This is a genomic window from Nocardia cyriacigeorgica, assembly GCF_010858045.1.
GTDB lineage: Bacteria > Actinomycetota > Actinomycetes > Mycobacteriales > Mycobacteriaceae > Nocardia > Nocardia cyriacigeorgica_E.
In genome coordinates this window covers 1-17,888 of the sequence record NZ_JAAGVC010000046.1, presented here as the reverse complement: position 1 = coordinate 17,888, position 17,888 = coordinate 1, and the positions used below count along the sequence as shown (strand labels likewise).

Here is a 17,888-nt window from a genome sequence, read left to right as displayed (position 1 = left end):
TCCGCGGGTATCGTATCGGGGACAGGCGATTTCAGTAGGCCAAGGGGGAAATATGGCTGATCAGGTTTCTGTCGATCCCGAGGTTTTGCGTGCCGCCGCCGGTCGGCTCGACGTGTTGTTCACCGACTCCGGCACGGCATTGCGTGAAACCGATCAGGCGATCGCGGATAGCCACGGGGCGTGGAAGGGGGACGCCGTGGCCGCCTTCGCCCGGTTCACCAGCTACCTCGACGACCGCCGCACCCTGCTGGAGCGGAACCTCGGCGAGATGGCGGAGTCACTGAAAACGGCCGCCGACACTCTCGCCGCCCAAGACCAGGTGACAGCGGACGTGCTGGTCGGACAGTCACCGCAGGTGCCGACGAGCCTGAATCTTCAACCCGACTCCCAGCGGTAGCCGACACTCGGAGCTGGACGCGAGCCGCTCGCCCTGCATTCGAGCCACTGCCTGCCGAGCTTGCGGATCACCCCGGAGATGATGCGGCCCGCGCCACGTCACGGCACCGTTCACGCAGCCCACCGCCACTTTCGGCAACCCGCCCATCCGCCCTGGCGGCGTGCGCTTAAAGTGGTCGGAAATCAGTGAGGTCCCGAGGCTAGGCAGCAGAGCGGCGCATGGCGAAACAACAGTGGACCGTATCGCGGAGGGCGGTGCTTCGCGGAGCGGTCGCGGCGGGGGTCGGTGTGGCGTCGGCGGGGGCGTTCGGGGCGAGATCCGCGGCGGCCGGTCCCGGTATGCGGGTCGCGGTCTTCGGCGGCGGGGTCGCGGGGCTGACGGCGGCGCACGAGCTGGCCGAACGCGGCTTCGAGGTCACCGTCTACGAGCGCAGGGCGCCGGGCGGCAAGGCGCGCAGCATCGGGGTACCGGGGACGGGGACCGATGGCCGCCCCGACCTGCCCGGCGAGCACGGTTTCCGCTTCTTCCCCGGCTTCTACCACCACATTCCCGACACCATGCGTCGAATTCCGTTCGGCTCCAACCCCGATGGTGTGTGGAACAACCTCGTCGCCGCACCGCAGGCCCGTTTCGCGCGACGCGACGGCGACGACTTCCGGCTCCCGCTCGGCGCCGCGCATCTGGCCACCGCGACCCCGCAGGCGTTCCGGGAAACCATGGGCGCCGCCATCGCGACCACGCTGAAGATGCCCCCGGCCGAGGGCGCCTTCTTCGCCAACCGCCTGCTGGTCTTCTTCAGCAGTTGCGACGCCCGCCGGTTCGGCCAGTGGGAACATATGTCGTGGCGCGATTTCGTCCACGGGCACAAGCGATCTCACGAATTCCGGGCGTTGCTGTCACGGACTCTCACCAGCCTGCTGGTCGCCGCAAAAGAGGATATGGCCAGCGCACGCACCATCGGCAATATGGGCGAGCAGTTCCTCGGCAACCCGCTCGAGATCGGCAACGACGGCGATCTGGATCGCGTGCTGAACGGACCGACCAACCACGTGTGGATCGATCCGTGGGTGGCGCGGCTGCGCGAGCTGGGCGTGCGCTTCGAACTCGGCGCCGAGGTGCGCGGGCTCGACGTGCGGGACCGGCGGATCAGCGGCGCGCGCATCGTCGACGGCGCCGGGGCCGCGCGCACCGTCGAGGCCGACCACTATGTGGTCGCGTTGCCGGCCGAACGCGCCCGTGCCCTCTGGTCGCCGGATATCCGCGCCGTCCGCCCGGAACTGGCCGCCATGGACAGCCTGCACACCGACTGGATGAACGGCATCCAGTTCTATCTGCGCACCGCACCCGACATCGTCACCGGGCACGCGGCCTATATCGATTCACCGTGGGCGATCACCTCGATCAGCCAGAACCAGCTCTGGACCCGCAAGCTTCCGGAATTCGGTGACGGCGCCGTGGCCGACTGTCTGTCCGTGGACATCTCCAACTGGAACACCCCCGGCATCCTCTACGGGAAACCGGCCAAGGAATGCACCCATGAGGAGATCGCCCGCGAGACGTGGGCGCAGATCACCACCCACCTCAATGACCGCGGCGAGGTGCTGCGCGACGCCGATCTGCACTCCTGGTTCCTCGATCCCGGCATCACCTGGCAGGCCGAACAGCGCCGCAACGCCAATGCCGACCCGCTGCTCATCAATACCGCCGGGTCCTGGAATTCGCGCCCGCAGTCACACGGCGCGTTGGAAAACCTCTTCCTCGCCGGCGACTATGTACGCACCAACATCGACTTGGCCACGATGGAAGGTGCCAGCGAATCGGCTCGCAGCGCCGTCAACGCGCTGCTCGACGTGACCGGTTCGGTGGCGCCGCGTTGCCGCACCTTCACGCTGTACCGCTCGCCGGAACTGGAGCCGTTGCGGCAGGTGGACGCCGATCGCTACGCCCGCGGCGAGCCGAACCTGTTCGACATCGACATCTGAGGGTGAGATTTCCGACTCCGCTACCCGGACAAAACAGGTTCGCCGCACACCACCGCCGATGTTTGAATCATTGCTATGAGCGACAACGCCCCTGAGATCACCGATCCCGCCGAACTCAGGGAGCTGCTCGGCGCGGTCATGCCGCGCGCGGTCAGCAAGGAGCGCGTCGCCCTGCATCCGCGCGACCGGGAATGGATCGCGCTCACCCCGTTTCTGGTTATGTGCACCAGCGACGCCGACGGCAATTGCGACGCCTCACCGAAGGGCGATCCGGCCGGGTTCGTCAAGGTGCTCGACGACACCACCATCGCCATCCCGGAACGTCCAGGCAACCGGCGCGCCGACGGCTACCTCAATATCCTGTCCAATCCGCACGTCGGACTGATCTTCCTGATCCCGGGCCGCCGCGAGACGCTGCGCATCAACGGGCGGGCGCGGCTGGTTCGCGACGCACCGTACTTCGAGGACATGGTGGTGCGTGGGCACCGTCCGATCCTGGCCGTCGAGGTCGACATCGAGCAGATCTTCTTCCACTGCGCGAAGGCCTTCATGCGCAGCCACCTGTGGGAGCCGGACAACTGGCCCGTCGACACGCTGCCCAGCCCGGCGCGGCTGGTCAAAGAGGTGCAGACCAACGTCACCGAAAGCGTCGACGACCTGGAGGCCTACTATTCGGCGGCCAACTACGAGCGCAAGCTCTACAACGACTCCCCCACCTGACCCGGCCCCCCGCGCGGCGCGAACATAGACTCGCGGCGTGGCAGACATATCGGTGCGCGGGCGGATCGCGCTGCGGGCGGCGGCTGCGGCGTCGTGGGCCTCGCAGAAGGCCGGTCGCGGCAAGGGGTCGATGATCGGCGGGCTGATCGCCCTGAAAATCGATCCGACGATCATGGATCAACTGGGCCGTGGACGGCGAACGGTGCTGGTCACCGGCACCAACGGCAAGTCGACCACCACCAGGATGACGACGGCGGCGCTGAGCACCCTCGGTGACGTCGCCACCCAGGCCGACGGCGCCAACATGGATGCGGGCATCGTCGCCGCGCTCAGCGTCAACCGGACCGCCGGGCTGGCCGCCATCGAGGTCGACGAGCTGCATCTGCCGCACGTCACCGATTCGCTGAATCCGGCCGCGGTGGTGCTGCTGAATCTCAGCCGGGACCAGCTCGACCGGGTCGGCGAGATCAATATGATCGAGCGCAAGCTGCGCGCAGGGCTGGCGCGGCACCCCGACACGGTCGTGATCGCCAACTGCGACGACGTGCTCATCACCTCCATCGCCTACGACCACCCGAACGTGGTGTGGGTGGCCGCGGGCAGCGGCTGGGCGATGGACGCCACCAGCTGCCCACGCAGCGGCGAACCGATCATCTGGGAGGGCGAGCACTGGCGCAGCACCGGCGCCGATTTCCAGCGCCCGCAACCGGATTGGTGGCTGGACGGCGAAAAGCTGCGCGGCCCGGACGAATTCACCGCCGAACTGCGGCTCGCGCTGCCCGGGCGTGCCAATCGCGGTAACGCCGCGCAGGCCGTGGCCGCCGCGGTCGCGCTCGGCGCCGACCCCGCGCAGGCGACCGCCGCGGCGGGCACGGTGCGCGAGATCGCAGGCCGTTACCGGACCGTGCAGGTCGGGGAGCATTCGGCGCGGCTGCTGCTGGCGAAGAATCCGGCCGGCTGGCAGGAAGCGCTGTCGATGATCGATCACGACGCGGCCGGGTTGGTGATCGCGGTGAACGGTCAGGTGCCCGACGGCGAGGATCTGTCCTGGCTGTGGGATGTGCGGTTCGAGCATTTCGAGGGCGTGCAGGTGGTGGCCGCCGGTGAGCGCGCCACCGATCTCGCGGTCCGGCTCACCTATGCCGGTGTCGAGCACACCACCATCGCGGACCCGTTGCGCGCCATCGCTTCCTGCCCCGCCGGACGGGTCGAGGTGCTGGCCAACTACACCGCGTTCCGTGATCTGAACCGCGATCTCGACGCTCGCTGAAAGGCAATCCGATGAGTGAATCGACCGTGCGGATCGGACTGGTCCTGCCCGATGTGATGGGCACCTACGGCGACGGTGGCAATGCGCTGGTGCTGCGTCAGCGGTTGCGGATGCGCGGCTACGACGCCGAGATCGTGGAGATCACGCTGTCCGAGCCGGTGCCCGAATCGCTGGACATCTACACCCTCGGCGGCGCCGAGGATTCGGCGCAACGCCTGGCCACCCGCCACCTCCAGCGCTACCCCGGTTTGCAGCAGGCGGCCGCGAAAGGCGCACCGGTGCTGGCGATCTGCGCGGCCATCCAGGTGCTCGGCCAGTGGTACGAGACGTCATCCGGTGAGCGCGTCGAGGGCGTCGCCCTGCTCGACGCCACCACCTCACCCCAGGACAAGCGTGCCATCGGCGAGGTGACCACCACCCCGCTCATCCCCGGCCTGACCGCGCCGCTCACCGGCTTCGAGAACCACCGCGGCGGAACCGCGCTCGGCCCCGGCGCCACCGGCCTCGCCCGGGTGACCCGCGGCGTCGGCAACGGCGTCGGCGACGGCCTGGAGGGCGTCGTCCAGGGCTCGGTCATCGGCACCTACATGCACGGCCCCGCCCTCGCCCGCAATCCGGAACTCGCCGACCTCATCCTCAGCCGAGCCCTCGGCGTGGATTCCCTCGAGCCGCTGGACCTGCCCGAGGTGGAACAGCTGCGCCGCGAACGCCTGCGCGCCTGAATCAGGCGGGCAGGATATCGACGTCGTATTTGTGGCACCACGGATCACGGGTAACTAGACGGAGCCCCTCGCATTGCGCCTGCGCCACGAGTATCCGATCGAACGGGTCCCGGTGGATCAACGGCAATCGGCCGGCGGCGATGCCATGCCGATGATCGATCGGTAGGTGGTCGAACCCGCTGTGCCGAAGCTGCTCGGGCAGATCGGGTGGCCCGTCGAGCTTTCCGAGCGCTTGCTTTATCGCGACCTCCCACACAGTCGCCGCACTGAGGTAGACATCGGGCTCGTGGTTGAGCGCATCGACGAGCTCGTCGGACAGGACCGGGTTCCCCTCCAACCACCACAACGCCACGTGGGTATCCAGCAGCAGGCTCATGTCGTCATGCCGAAGTCGCGGGCGATCTCGGCATTCGTTTCATCGGAGTCCCACTCCGCCGAAAGCCTCAGTTTGCCCCGCAGCGAGCCATGACCCCGCCGATCGACTCGACGCTTCAGCGGGACCACCTTCGCCACCGGATGCCCGGCCCGGCTGATGACGATCTCTTCCCCGCGCTCGACGCGTTCGATGATGCGCGACAGATTCGTCTTCGCTTCGTGAATATTGAACTGCTCGGCTGAGCTGCTCGACATGACCGGCCTCCTTAGCTAAGAGGTTAGTCCACCGAGTCGCGTTTCGGCAGTACGCCGGGCTGATTCATGCCCGGACCGCGACCTCGGCAGATTCCTGTCCGACCACACCTTGTGTGGATGCGGTCCGGCCCGGGGCCCGCGTCGTTGTCGCCGCGAACGCGCCCGCGATGACGATGACGCCGCCGATCAGGCTCGCGGGGGTGGGGGTCTCGTCGAGGAAGATCCAGGACGCCCCGATGCCCACCACCGGAACCAACAGGGAGAACGGGGCTACGGCGCCCGCGGGGTAGCGGCTCATGAGGTAGGTCCACAGGCCGGAGCCGACGACGGTGGCGAGCAGCGCGATGTAGGCGAGGGCGGCCAGGGCGGGCCAGCCGGTGGCGGAGAAGGTGGCGGCCAGGTCGTGGAAGCCGGTGGTGGGGCCTTCGAGGGCGGCGGACAGGGCGAACAGCGGCAGCACCGGGACGACCGTGATCCACAGGGTCAGGTGCAGCGGGTTGACCCCGGGCGATTCCTGGCCGGCGCGGCGGGCGCCGATATTGCCCAGCGCCCAGCCGAAACCGCCGGCCAGGGTGAGCAGCACGGGGATCAGGCTCGCGTGCGCGAAGCGGCCCCAGCCGATGATCGCCATGCCGGCGACCGCCGTCAGCAGCCCGGCGACCTGAACCGGGCGGATGCGCTCGGACAGCAGGAGCGCACCGAGTGCGACGGTGAACGGCGCCGACGATTGCAGCACCAGCGAGGCCAGCCCGGTGGGCATCCCGACCCGCATGGCGGTGAACAGGAACGCGAACTGCAACATGCCGAACCCGATCCCGTACAACAGGATCCACCGCCACCGAACCTTCGGGCGCGGAATGAACAGTAGGACCGGGACCGCGATCACCGCGAAACGCAGCGCGGCGAAGAAGAACGGCGGAAGGTGGTCGAGCCCGATGCGGATGGCCAGGAAGTTCAGGCCCCAGAGCAGGACGACGGTCAGGCCGAGGGTGCGGTCGCGGGTGGTCACGCGTTCCAGGATGGGGGTGGACGAATGCTCAGAACAATCGAATTGATCTGCACTATTTATGTAGTATTGCTTAATGAATTCGGCGGGTGCCCCGATGTCGCTCGAGCGATTGCGAGTGCTGCGTGAATTCGCCGACCGCGGCACCGTCGCCGCCACCGCCACTGCCCTGTCCATGACGCCGTCAGCGGTATCGCAGCAGTTGAAGGTGCTCGCCAGGGAGGCGGGCGTGGCGCTGCTCGAGCCGGACGGGCGTCGTATCCGGCTCACCGACGCCGGTCACGCGCTGGTGGTGCGCGCCGACGAGGTGCTCGCCGCGATGGACCGGGCGGTCGCGGAGATGGCGCACTACCGCGGCTCGCCGCGCGGCCGGGTGCGGGTGGCGGTGTTCCCGTCCGGCGGCGCCCTGCTCCTGCCCAGGGTGCTGCCCGCGCTGGCAGACAGCGGAGTCGAGGTCATCGCCCGCGACGAGGACGTGCCACCGTCGGAAACGCACCGCCTGCTGGCCGATTACGACATCGTTCTCACCCACCGCGACGAACGCGCCGCATCCGTGGCAGGCCCGCGCATCGCCGCTCGGATGCTCATGCGCGAACCCATCGACGTGGTCGTCGCCCCGACCCACCGGCTGGCCGGCCACTCGTCGGTCACCCCGGCAGAACTGGCCGAGGAGAGCTGGCTGAGCGTGCGCGGCGGTTTCCCGGTGGACGACGTGCTGCGCTCCATCGCCACCGTCACCGGCGTCGAGCCACGAATAACGCAGCGCCTCAACGAGTTCCGCATGATCGAAACCCTGGTGGCGACCGGCTACGGCGTGGCCCTCATGCCCCGCTACGCCGTCACCCACCCGGAACTCTCGGTCCTGCGCCTCTCCGGCGTCCGCGCCGCCCGCCTCTACGAACTCGCCACCCGCCCGCGCGCCGACGACCGCCCCGCCATCGCGGCGGTCCTGGACGCGTTCATCACCGCCGCCGCCGAAATCCCCGCCTGACCGCAGGCGCCGCACCAGGACGGCGGCCAGGCGTGCGCCCGATCACGACACGCACCGGAGTAACCTCCCACTGCCCGGCATACGCCGGTGCTATGCACGAGGTACGGGCTCAGACGGTTGGAGGCGATATGCGCGCGACGAACTGTCCGTCCTGTGCGGCGGCGCTGGATCACTGCCATGGCACGTTGGTGCTGCATGCCGGGCGTATCGCGGAATGCACCGACGCCGACTGCTTCGATTTCGACCATGCCAGGCACACCTTCATCGTGGAATGCGGCGATCTCGCGGGCGGTTGCCGCTGCGGTTCTCCTTCGTCGGTGCGCACCCGTACGCTGGCCGGGTGAGCTACGACCACATTCTGTTGCCCTCCGGCGCGGCCACGACTCCGGCCGAGGTCGACGCGTATCTGACCACCCAGCAGGGGCAACCGGAAGGTGAGATCGTCGCGGCCATCGCGGCCGAGGTGAACCGGCGCAATGACGAGCTGCCCGAGGAGGACACCTTCCTCAGTTCGGCGCCGGTCGGCGGTGCGGACACCGGGACGGTGCTGCAGATCTCCAGCCCGTACGACGCGATCGGGTTCGTGCGCGAGCTGCTGTTCCAGCTCGCGACACCGCAGAACTACGCCGTCTACGATCCGCAGCTCACCTGGCTGATCGATCCTGCCGGGCATGTGCCGGTGGAGGTATCGCACGGTGGGGCGGGCGAGTTCCCGTATCTGACGCGGCCGCTGGCACAGCGCTGGGTGGCCGAGCTGGCCGCCCCGAACCCGTATCTGGTGGTGTCGCGGGGCGAGCAGGAATACATCCAGACCTATCACCAGGAGCCGGAATACATCCTGGAGTACCGCGACGGGTCGCCGAAGAAGCATTTCACCACCACGCTGGACGACGCGGCCACGGTGTCGGAGCTGATCTGGGCCTGGACCATCGGTGATCGCTCCGCGCTCGACGACGTCGCCTGGACCGCGCTGAAGCTCTGAGGTCGACCGCGCCGCCGCGGCTTACAGCGCGCGCCGCCCCGATAGCGCCCGGCCCAATGTCAGCTCGTCGGCGAACTCCAGATCGCCGCCCATCGGCAGCCCGGAGGCCAGCCGGGTGACGCTGAGCCCGGGGAAATCGCGCAGCATCCGCACCAGGTAGGTGGCGGTGGCTTCGCCCTCGGTATTGGGGTCGGTCGCGATGATCACCTCGGTGACGTCGACGCCGTCCTCCTGATTGCCGATGCGGGCCAGCAGCTCCCGGATCCGCAGCTGGTCGGGGCCGACGCCGCTGAGCGGGTCGAGCGCGCCGCCGAGCACGTGGTAGCGGCCACGGAATTCGCGGGTGCGTTCGATGGCCTGGACGTCCTTGGGTTCCTCGACGACGCAGATCATGGTGCGGTCGCGGCGCGGGTCGGCGCAGATGCGGCACAGTTCGCCGTCGGCGACGGTGCCGCACATGGCGCAGAAGCGCACGCCGTCACGCACCTTCTGCAGCACGGCTTGCAGCCGATCGATCTCCGGCGGCTCCACCTGCAACAGATGGAAGGCGATGCGCTGTGCGCTCTTGGGACCGACGCCTGGCAGTTTGCCCAGCTCGTCGATCAGATCCTGGACCGGGCCCTCGTACACCTGTGCTGACTCCGGTCGGTCACATGCCGGGCAGGCCGGGCAGCCCGCCCGCGCCGCCGGCCAGCGGGCCGAGCTTCTCCGAGGCCAGCTGCTGGGCGTTGGCCATGGCGTCGTTGATCGCGCCGATCACCAGATCCTGCAGGGTTTCGACGTCGTCCGGGTCGACGGCCTTGGGATCGATGGTCAGCGACTGCACCTCACCGGTGGCCTTGATGGTGACCTTGACCAGGCCATTGCCGGCTTGGCCCTCGACTTCGGCGGCGGCGATCTCGGCCTGCGCCGCGACCATCATCTCCTGCATCTGCTGGGCCTGGGCGAGTATCTGCTGCATATCGAACTGACCACCGGGCTGCACGCCTGTTACCTCTTCTCCAGCCGATCTGCGGAAAGTGTCATCGCCAGCCTAGTGGACTCGGCGCGGCGCGTCGGCCGCACGCCCGGCATTGCCGGAGCGAACTCCCGGGCGGTCGAGGGACGAGAGCCGAGCCGGAATACCCGCGCGGTCGACGCAGGCCGAAACAACGGCGCTGACCTCCACCGATTCCCTCACGAGACACCTACCCACGGGCATAGGATCGGCCACAGGTCTGCCCCTCGGCGGACCCGCCGAGACACCGCGTGGACACGCGACCACGCAGCGATCATCGACGCCGAACCGCAGGGACAACCCACACCGAGGAGGCTCGGATGGCTCGCGAGACCACGATGAACCCGGCCCGACGCGCTCGGTTGCGCACCCGCAGGCTGGTAACACTGCTGTCCGCGGCAGCGGCAGCCGTGCTGATGGTGGCAGCTCCCGCGAGTGCCGCTCCGGCGCCGGTGGCCACCGATTACGGCGGCGGCTGCGTCATCGACCCCGCCAACGGCGCGGCCACCGTCGACGCGCTGCGCTTCCGGTGCAGCCCCGAACAGCAGGACGCCATCTTCAAGGCCTCGCCGCGCGGCGCGGTGCCCAGCGGCGTGAAGAACGGCTGGGTGACGCGACCGCCGGCGATGCAGGCACTCGCGCCGGCCCTGTGGATCGGCAAGACCTTCTACACGGGCCCGGACGGTGGCTGGCTGATGAACCGGGTCACCCCGGCCGGCATCGAAGCCTGGCGCGCCGACGTCTACACCGCGCCTGCCCTGGTCGACGGTGCGCCCACCTGGGCGCTGAACTATGCCCCCTCGCCGACCCCGCAGGTCTACGACGAGATCCGGGAGGTCAGCCCGGGCGTCTGGTTCGGCTACTCCTGGTGGCGCGGCGCCTTCCAGACCACACTGCTGCTCGCGTTCGTGCTGGCTTGACCCTCCGGTAGCCGGAGGGTGTGTGCTCGGGTCATGACAGCGATCGTCCCGATCGGCGAATTCGCCAGGCTGAGCCACCTGAGCGTGAAAGCCCTGCATCACTATCACGACATCGAGCTGCTGGTGCCCGCCCAGATCGACGCGGGCACCGGCTACCGGCGGTATTCGACCGAGCAGGTCGCCGACGCGCAGCTCATCCGGCGGCTGCGCGAGCTGGACATGCCGCTGCCGGAGATCCGTGCGGTGCTCGCCGCCCAGGATGTGGCCGATCGCGATGCGGCGCTGCGCGCGCATCTGCTGCGTATGGAAAGACAGTTGCAGCGCACCCAGGAGGTGGTCGCCTCGCTGCGCGGGCTGCTCACCACCGCGCCGCCACTGCGGGTGGAGTATCGCCGGATTCCGGAATTCACCGCGCTCACCCGCACCGCCGTTGTCGCGCGCGAGCAGATCGACCGGTGGTGCGCCGAGACGTTTCCGATGCTGGACGCCGCGCTCGCGGCGGCCGGGATCGTGCCGGCGGGTGTGGCCGGAGCCGGCTACGCGCCGGAGTTCTTCACCGCCGATGACGGCGAGGTGACCGGATTCGTGCCCGTCACAGCGGATACGACCGGAGAATTCCCGGACGGGCTGACCCTCACGACGCTGCCTGCCCGCGATTTCGCCGTCGCCGTCCACGACGGTCCCTACAGCGAGATCGACCGCGTCTACGGCGCGCTGGGCACCCACGTCGCCGAACACGACATCGCGCTGCCCGAACCGATCCGCGAGCTCTACCTGATCGGGCCGGACCGTTCACCCGATCCGGCCGGTTACCGCACCGAATTGTGCTGGCCGATCGCCGCGTGAGCCGCACCGCGCCGGATATCCAGCACCCAACAGCCCCACGCACGCCAGAAGGAGAGCCCCGATGACCCTGTCCATCGCCAACGTCACCATCGACTGCCACGACCCCGGCAAGCTGGCCGATTTCTACGCACAGTTGCTCGGCCATCCCGTGGATCCGGACGCGAGCGAGTTCTACTCGACGGTGGGCCGCAGCTCCGGGATGACGACGCCGCTGATGTTCATCCGGGTTCCGGATAAAACGCCAGGAAAGAATGTCGTGCACCTGGATCTGGCGACCAGGCAGTGGCGCGAGGAGATCGAACGCGCGGTCTCCCTCGGCGCCAGGCATATCGCCGATTACGACGAGTACGGGATCAAGTGGGCCACCCTCGCCGACCCGGAGGGCAATCTGTTCGATATCGGCGACCACGACTGACCGGGTGGTACCGGCCGGGCGACGACCCGGCCGGTACCCGGCTCAGCCCAGTTCGTTCTTCAGGTTGGCCAGCACCTCGGCCTGGATCTTCTTCAGCCCCAACGGCGCGAAGATGCCCTCGAAAATGCCCTTGATGCCGCCCGCGCCCTGCCAGGTAGTGGACAGGGTGACCTGGGAACCGGCGGCGTCGGGGGTCACCGTCCAGGTATTGACCATCGACGAATTGGCGTCGCGCTCGACCACCTCGGACTCCGAGACCGACACGCTGGCACGCACATTGCGCTGCCGGCTCTCGGTGGCCTGCAGGGTCCACTGGGCCACCGTTCCGGCGCCCTGGCCGCCCTCGATCACCTGGTAGTCGCGGTAGTGCGAGGTGAGGATGCGCGGGCGCACATCGACGTAGTCCGCGATCGCCGTCAGTGTGCGCTGCGGATCCGCTCCCACCACGATCGAACTGCTGGCACTGACCTGTCCCACGATGAACTCCTTGTCCGGATGCGGTATCTCGCCCCCATCCTGCCCTGCCGCACTCGCGCCGCGCCCGGCGCCCGGTCGGCGGCCGCTTTACCGAATTCCACTCGCCGCCGGTTCGAACACGGTGCAACATATGCGTGACATTTCATCCGAGTCGGGGACCTCACAGTGGCCGACCATGATCGCGAGTATTAGCGTCGAGGAGTGGCAGTGAGTCTGTTGGGGAAGGCCGGCCACGCTCCGGCCGCATATGAATCCGGGTTCGCAGCGCATCGAGAAGGCGTGCAACGCCTCCTCGCGAGCTATCGCGCCATCCCACGCGATGCCGACGTGCGCCTGGCCAAGAAGACCTCCAACCTGTTCCGGGCCAGAGCGAAGAACACCGCTCCCGGCCTGGACGTCTCCGGGTTGACCAAGGTCATCGCGGTCGATCCGGTCGCGAAGACCGCCGATGTCGCTGGCATGACCACCTATGAGGATCTGGTCGCGGCGACGCTGCCCTACGGACTTGCGCCCCTGGTGGTACCGCAGCTGAAGACCATCACCCTCGGCGGCGCCGTCACCGGGCTCGGTATCGAGTCGACCTCGTTCCGCAACGGGCTCCCGCACGAATCGGTGCTGGAAATGGACGTGCTGACCGGAGCGGGCGAGATCATCACCGCCACCCCCGACGGCCCGAACGCCGATCTGTTCCGCGGCTTCCCCAACTCCTACGGCACCCTCGGCTACTCGACGCGCCTGAAAATCGAACTGGAAACCGTGCAGCCCTATGTGGCGCTGCGCCACCTGCGGTTCCACGATGTGCGCGAACTCGAGGCGACGCTGGCCACGATCGTCGATGAACGCAGCTACGACGGCGAACGGGTCGACTACCTCGACGGCGTGGTGTTCACCGCCGAGGAGAGCTACCTGACCCTCGGCAGGCAGACCGACGAACCCGGCCCGGTCAGCGACTACACCGGCATGGACATCTACTACCGGTCCATCCAGCACGATTCCGGCGCACCCAAACGCGACCGGCTCACCATCCACGACTACCTGTGGCGCTGGGACACCGACTGGTTCTGGTGCTCGCGCGCCTTCGGCACCCAGAACCCGAAGATCCGCCGGTTCTGGCCGAAGAAGTACCGGCGCAGCAGCTTCTACTGGAAGCTGGTCGCCCTCGACCGCCGCTATCACATCGGTGACAAGCTCGAGGCGCGCAAGGGCAACCCGCCGCAGGAGCGGGTGGTGCAGGACATCGAGGTGCCGGTGGAGCGCACCGCCGATTTCGTCGACTGGTTCCTGCGCGAGATCCCGATCGAGCCGATCTGGCTGTGCCCGCTGCGATTGCGTGAGCCGAGGGTGCCGGGAACAACCGCGCGCCCGTGGCCGCTGTATCCGCTGGAGCCGGACCGCACCTACGTCAACGTCGGGTTCTGGTCGGCGGTGCCGACCGTGCCCGGGCAGATCGAAGGTGCGGCCAACCGCGCGATCGAGCAGACCGTCACCGAGTTCGACGGGCACAAATCGCTGTACTCGGATTCGTACTACGACAAGGATGAGTTCGCGGCACTCTACGGCGGCGACGGCTACACCGAACTGAAGAAACGCTACGACCCGGACCAGCGCCTGCTGGATTTGTATTCGAAGGCGGTGCAACGCAAATGACGACGTTCAAGGATCGATCCGATGTTTTCGCGGATCTGGGCACCAAGCTCACGATCGCCGAGATCTTCGAGACCCTGGTCGAGGGCGAGGTCCCCATCCGGTTCACCGCCTACGACGGCAGCGCCACCGGACCGGAGGATTCGCCGTACGCGCTCAATATCGAGACCCCGCGCGGCATCAACTATCTGGCCACCGCTCCCGGCGATCTCGGGATGGCGCGCGCCTACATTTCCGGCGATATGACCGTCACCGGCGTCCATCCCGGCGATCCGTACGAGATCTTGAAGGCGATGGACAGCCTGAAGTTCCGCCGTCCGTCGGCGCTGGCGCTGCTGACCATCGCCCGTTCGCTCGGATGGGAGCGCCTGCGCCCGGTGCCACCGCCGCCGCAGGAGACGGTGCCGCGCTGGCGGCGCATCGCCATGGAGGGCCTGCGCCACTCCAAGACCCGCGACGCCGAGGCCATCCACCACCACTACGACGTCTCCAATGCCTTCTACGAGCATGTGCTCGGCCCGTCCATGACCTACACCTGCGCCTGTTACGGCGAGGAGAACTGGACGCTGGAGCAGGCGCAGGAGAACAAGTACCGGCTGGTGTTCGACAAGCTGCGGCTGAAGGAAGGCGACCGGCTGCTCGATATCGGCTGCGGCTGGGGCGGAATGGTGCGCTATGCCGCCAAGCGCGGGGTCAAGGTGATCGGCGCGACACTGTCGGCCGAGCAGGCCGAATGGGCGCAGAAGAAGATCGCCGAAGAAGGACTGTCCGAATTGGCCGAAGTGCGCCATTCAGATTATCGCGATATCGCGGAAACGGGATTCGACGCGCTGTCTTCGATCGGGCTCACCGAACACATCGGCGTGCACAACTACCCGTACTACTTCGGCTTCATCAAGAGCAAGCTGCGCGACGGCGGACTGTTCCTCAACCACTGCATCACCCGCCCGGACAACACCCGCACCACCAAGGCCGGCGATTTCATCGACCGCTACGTCTTCCCCGATGGTGAGCTGATCGGTTCGGGCCGGATCATCTCCGAGATCCAGAACATCGGACTGGAAGTGATGCACGAGGAGAACCTGCGTGAGCATTACGCGCTGACGCTGGCCGAATGGTGCAAGAACCTGGTCGAGAACTGGGACGCCTGCGTCGCCGAGGCCGGTGAGGGCACCGCGAAGGTGTGGGGCCTGTACATGGCGGGCAGCCGGTTGGGCTTCCAGCGCAATGTGGTTCAGCTGCATCAGGTGCTCGGGGTGAAGCTCGGCCCGGACGGCCGCAATACGCTGCCGCTGCGGCCGTGGTGGCAGCCGTAAATCCCTGACAGATCAGGCGAGCAGCTCGTCGACGAACCGGACGGGCAGCTCCGAGGGCAGGTCGTTGCGCAGTACCCGCAGGATCGCGACCACACCCGGCCCCGCGTCGAGCAGGGGCCGGGTCCAGTCGAGCTCGGCGCACGTGGTCACCGCCGGCACCAGCTGCGCCGCGGCCTCGCCGACCCAGCCGGCCGCGGCCAGGCATTCGGCCAGCAGCAGCGAGGTGTCGAGCTGGGCGCGCGGGCGGTGCTGCTCATGGGTGCGCCCGTACAGCGCCCTGGCCCGGCGCACCGCACGGTCCTGATCTTCGATGCCGCCGCCGGCCAGCAGCTCCCGGATGGCGGCGGTTTCCTGCGCCTCCAGCGTCAGCGCCGCGGTGCCGGTGAAGCGGTGCCCGGCGCGGCCGGTATCGCGGAACAGGTCACCGTTCCAGCGCGCGGTCGCCGACTGCGGGCCGGAGGGCTCGGCGGCCGGGCCGAGCCGCACCCGTTCGGCGCGGATCTGCGCGGCCAGCCGCGGCAGGTTCTGGTCGACGGCGATGCGTTCACCTTCGGCGAGCCGATTCGCGGCCGTGCTCATATCGCCGCGCACCGCCTTCACCCGTGCCCCGATGACGAAGGTGGAGATCAGGAAGTCGATCGGGCCCACCCGGGCCACCAGTTGATGGCTCTCGTCCAGCAGCCGGTCGGCGGCGTCGAGCTCACCGCGCCGGTAGTGCAACTCGCCGAGCAATGCCGCCGCCACCCGCACCGCATGCGAACGCGGACCCGAGCGTGCCCGCGCGATATCGAAGGCCTGCTGGAAACAGCGGGCCGCGGTGGCGATATCGAGCTGTTCGTAGGCGACCGCGCCGCGACTGCACAACCCGAACACGCTGCCCAGCGGGTCCTTGGAGCGTTCGTGGTATTCGGCGGCCCAATCCTGGATGGCGCGGGCGCCGTCGAAATCGAACTCGCACAGCCGCGCGAACGAGGTCAGGTTCGCCGCGGTCGACACCGTCCAGGCCGGGAGTTCGTCGGGATGTTCCAGGCAGTCGGCGATCTGCTCGATCACGCCCTCGGTGTGATCGCGGGCGACCTGATCGGCGGCGGAGAGCACCGCGGCCTGACAGCGCTGCCGGATGACGTCGGCGTCACCGGACGGGCCGCGCGACAACACATTCGACAGCCGGCCCAGCGCGCTGCGCGCCGCACCGGACTGTTGCAAGTTCACATTGGCCCGCGCCACCGCCATCAGCAGCTTCGACCGTGAGGCCACCTGCTGCACCGGCAGTTTCGATACCGTGCCGAGCAGGGTGGCCAGCCGCGATCCGTCGATCAGATCCATGCCGCCGCTCTCCAGCAGATCCAGCGCCATCTTCAGATCGGTCGCCGCCACCGCGTGATCGACGGACTTGCGTAGCAACTGATGTTCGGCGTACCAGCGAGCCGCCTTGCGATGCAGCGCCTTGACCTGCGCCGGATCGCTGCGTTCGAGCCGGGCCCGCAGATGTTCGGCGAACAGCGGCTGCACCCGGAACCACTCCGGATCGTATTCCACTCGCCGGACGAACAATTCGCGCTGTTCGGCCTGTTCCAGCAGGTGCTCGGCCTCGGGATCGTCCGACAGCGCCGCCGCCAGCGAACCGGACACCTTCTCCGCGATCGAGATGGCGGTGAGGAAGTCGACCATGCGCGGTTCCAGCCCGTCGATGACGTTCTCGGCCAGATACTCGCGGATGCCGTGCCCGCCCTCGGCCAGATGCGCGATCAGCGGCGCCGGATCCGGGTTGCCGCGCAGCGCCAGGCTGATCAGCTGCACGGCGGCGGGCCAGCCGTCGGTGGCGCGATGCAGTTCGTCGATCTGGGCGTCGTCGAGGTTGAAGCGGTTGCGCTCCACCAGGATCTGCCTGGTTTCCTCGCGGGTCAGCCGCAGCTGCGCCGACCCGATCTCGACCAGTTCGTCGCGCACCCGCATCCGGCTGATCGGCAGCCCGGACTGGTCCCGGCTGGTCACCACGAAGCGCAGATGATGGCAGCCGTTGTCGAGCAGCGAATCCATCACCCGGCGGGTGCCCTGATCGGTGATGCGGTGCCAGTCATCGATCACCACCACGACCGTGGCGCCGCCGGCGTGCACATCGTCGATGAGGGTGGTGATGGCATAGGCGACGGCGTCGGCGGGCTGTTCTTCGAGCACCTGGTCCAGGCCGGTGCCGATATCGGGGCGCACCCGCCGGATCGCTTCGATCAGGTGGGCCAGGAACCAGATCTCGTTGTCGTCGTCGCTGTCGATGCCGATCCAGGCGACCGCGACGCCGTCAGCGGTCAGTTCGCCACGCCACTGCGCGGCCAGGGTGCTCTTGCCGAAGCCGGCGGGCGCGTGGATCACCGCGAGCCTGCGTCGACCGCCCGTACGCAGGATGTCGAGCAGCCGGGTGCGCGGAATCGGTTCCCGAGCCGGGGTCGGCGGACGGAACTTGGTGGCGGCGGCCGTCGAACACGCGATGGCGCAGAACCCGGACGATCGCCCCGCCTCGGCCTACGAGTTCGGCGAGACACTGCGTGCGATCCAGCGCGCGCACGGGCAGATGG

General features: G+C 68.3%; 20 protein-coding genes. 13 read left to right on the top strand and 7 right to left on the bottom strand.

The genetic code is table 11. The features are described from left to right. Window positions 1-52 precede the first annotated feature (52 nt). The 5 genes from GV790_RS25355 (at window position 53) to GV790_RS25335 (ending at window position 5,091) form a co-directional block, all read left to right on the top strand. A complete protein-coding gene (locus tag GV790_RS25355) occupies window positions 53-397 on the top strand; it encodes a WXG100 family type VII secretion target (RefSeq protein WP_163816829.1) in 345 nt (114 codons plus the stop codon). Window positions 398-735: 338 nt separating this feature from the next. Continuing rightward, window positions 736-2,379: a hydroxysqualene dehydroxylase gene (locus GV790_RS25350; RefSeq protein ID WP_163816861.1), complete on the top strand. Its 1,644-nt coding sequence runs from the start codon at window positions 736-738 to the stop codon at window positions 2,377-2,379. 75 nt (window positions 2,380-2,454) lie between these two features. Then, on the top strand, window positions 2,455-3,099 hold the full coding sequence (locus GV790_RS25345; protein WP_163816827.1) for a pyridoxamine 5'-phosphate oxidase family protein: 645 nt from the start codon (window positions 2,455-2,457) through the stop codon (window positions 3,097-3,099). Between the two features lie 37 nt (window positions 3,100-3,136). Further along, complete coding sequence (locus GV790_RS25340; RefSeq protein WP_163816826.1) at window positions 3,137-4,369, top strand: MurT ligase domain-containing protein; 1,233 nt, start codon at window positions 3,137-3,139, stop codon at window positions 4,367-4,369. A gap of 11 nt (window positions 4,370-4,380) precedes the next feature. After that, window positions 4,381-5,091 carry a type 1 glutamine amidotransferase gene (locus GV790_RS25335; protein WP_163816824.1) on the top strand — a complete coding sequence of 237 codons (711 nt, stop codon included), beginning with the start codon at window positions 4,381-4,383 and terminating at the stop codon, window positions 5,089-5,091. 1 nt (window position 5,092) lies between these two features. On the opposite strand, the gene GV790_RS25330 is transcribed toward GV790_RS25335, so the two are convergent. The 3 genes from GV790_RS25330 to GV790_RS25320 form a co-directional block, all read right to left on the bottom strand. Further along, window positions 5,093-5,467, bottom strand: coding sequence for a type II toxin-antitoxin system VapC family toxin (locus GV790_RS25330; protein ID WP_163816821.1), 375 nt, complete (start codon window positions 5,465-5,467; stop codon window positions 5,093-5,095). Then, window positions 5,464-5,721, bottom strand: a complete 258-nt coding sequence (locus tag GV790_RS25325) for a type II toxin-antitoxin system Phd/YefM family antitoxin (RefSeq protein WP_163816819.1) — start codon at window positions 5,719-5,721, stop codon at window positions 5,464-5,466. The genes GV790_RS25330 and GV790_RS25325 overlap by 4 nt, the downstream gene beginning before the upstream one ends. Before the next feature lie 64 nt (window positions 5,722-5,785). Continuing rightward, complete coding sequence (locus GV790_RS25320) at window positions 5,786-6,730, bottom strand: EamA family transporter (RefSeq protein WP_163816817.1); 945 nt, start codon at window positions 6,728-6,730, stop codon at window positions 5,786-5,788. Between the two features lie 94 nt (window positions 6,731-6,824). Between GV790_RS25320 and GV790_RS25315 the strand changes: the two genes are divergently transcribed. From GV790_RS25315 to GV790_RS25305, 3 genes are all read left to right on the top strand, one after another. Beyond that, window positions 6,825-7,718 (top strand): LysR family transcriptional regulator, encoded by an 894-nt coding sequence (locus GV790_RS25315; RefSeq protein ID WP_163816859.1) that lies wholly within the window; start codon window positions 6,825-6,827, stop codon window positions 7,716-7,718. Between the two features lie 128 nt (window positions 7,719-7,846). After that, a complete protein-coding gene (locus GV790_RS25310; protein WP_163816815.1) occupies window positions 7,847-8,062 on the top strand; it encodes a hypothetical protein in 216 nt (71 codons plus the stop codon). Beyond that, window positions 8,059-8,700, top strand: coding sequence for a hypothetical protein (locus GV790_RS25305; protein ID WP_163816813.1), 642 nt, complete (start codon window positions 8,059-8,061; stop codon window positions 8,698-8,700). The genes GV790_RS25310 and GV790_RS25305 overlap by 4 nt, the downstream gene beginning before the upstream one ends. Before the next feature lie 21 nt (window positions 8,701-8,721). Here the strand turns inward: GV790_RS25305 and recR are convergent, their stop codons facing one another. Next, window positions 8,722-9,330 (bottom strand): recombination mediator RecR, encoded by a 609-nt coding sequence (recR, locus tag GV790_RS25300; protein WP_014348574.1) that lies wholly within the window; start codon window positions 9,328-9,330, stop codon window positions 8,722-8,724. A gap of 19 nt (window positions 9,331-9,349) precedes the next feature. Next, window positions 9,350-9,685: a YbaB/EbfC family nucleoid-associated protein gene (locus tag GV790_RS25295; RefSeq protein WP_036532087.1), complete on the bottom strand. Its 336-nt coding sequence runs from the start codon at window positions 9,683-9,685 to the stop codon at window positions 9,350-9,352. Between the two features lie 332 nt (window positions 9,686-10,017). Between GV790_RS25295 and GV790_RS25290 the strand changes: the two genes are divergently transcribed. The 3 genes from GV790_RS25290 to GV790_RS25280 all read left to right on the top strand — a co-directional run bounded on the left by GV790_RS25290 (window position 10,018) and on the right by GV790_RS25280 (window position 11,878). Next, window positions 10,018-10,617: a hypothetical protein gene (locus tag GV790_RS25290; RefSeq protein ID WP_163816811.1), complete on the top strand. Its 600-nt coding sequence runs from the start codon at window positions 10,018-10,020 to the stop codon at window positions 10,615-10,617. A gap of 33 nt (window positions 10,618-10,650) precedes the next feature. Further along, entirely contained in the window at window positions 10,651-11,463 is an 813-nt protein-coding gene (locus GV790_RS25285) for a MerR family transcriptional regulator (RefSeq protein WP_163816808.1), read from the top strand. Window positions 11,464-11,524: 61 nt separating this feature from the next. Then, window positions 11,525-11,878: a VOC family protein gene (locus GV790_RS25280; protein ID WP_163816806.1), complete on the top strand. Its 354-nt coding sequence runs from the start codon at window positions 11,525-11,527 to the stop codon at window positions 11,876-11,878. A gap of 42 nt (window positions 11,879-11,920) precedes the next feature. Here the strand turns inward: GV790_RS25280 and GV790_RS25275 are convergent, their stop codons facing one another. Continuing rightward, entirely contained in the window at window positions 11,921-12,355 is a 435-nt protein-coding gene (locus GV790_RS25275; RefSeq protein WP_163816804.1) for an SRPBCC family protein, read from the bottom strand. Between the two features lie 216 nt (window positions 12,356-12,571). Between GV790_RS25275 and GV790_RS25270 the strand changes: the two genes are divergently transcribed. Together GV790_RS25270 and GV790_RS25265 are read left to right on the top strand one after the other, a co-directional pair. Then, window positions 12,572-14,002, top strand: coding sequence for an FAD-binding oxidoreductase (locus GV790_RS25270; protein WP_375139426.1), 1,431 nt, complete (start codon window positions 12,572-12,574; stop codon window positions 14,000-14,002). Then, the gene (locus GV790_RS25265; protein WP_163816800.1) at window positions 13,999-15,315 is read left to right on the top strand and encodes a class I SAM-dependent methyltransferase; all 1,317 of its coding nucleotides are present in this window, start codon (window positions 13,999-14,001) and stop codon (window positions 15,313-15,315) included. Before GV790_RS25270 ends, GV790_RS25265 begins: the two co-directional genes overlap by 4 nt. A 12-nt stretch (window positions 15,316-15,327) precedes the next feature. Here the strand turns inward: GV790_RS25265 and GV790_RS25260 are convergent, their stop codons facing one another. Next, window positions 15,328-17,718 carry an AAA family ATPase gene (locus GV790_RS25260; protein ID WP_309139037.1) on the bottom strand — a complete coding sequence of 797 codons (2,391 nt, stop codon included), beginning with the start codon at window positions 17,716-17,718 and terminating at the stop codon, window positions 15,328-15,330. Window positions 17,719-17,888: the final 170 nt, after the last annotated feature.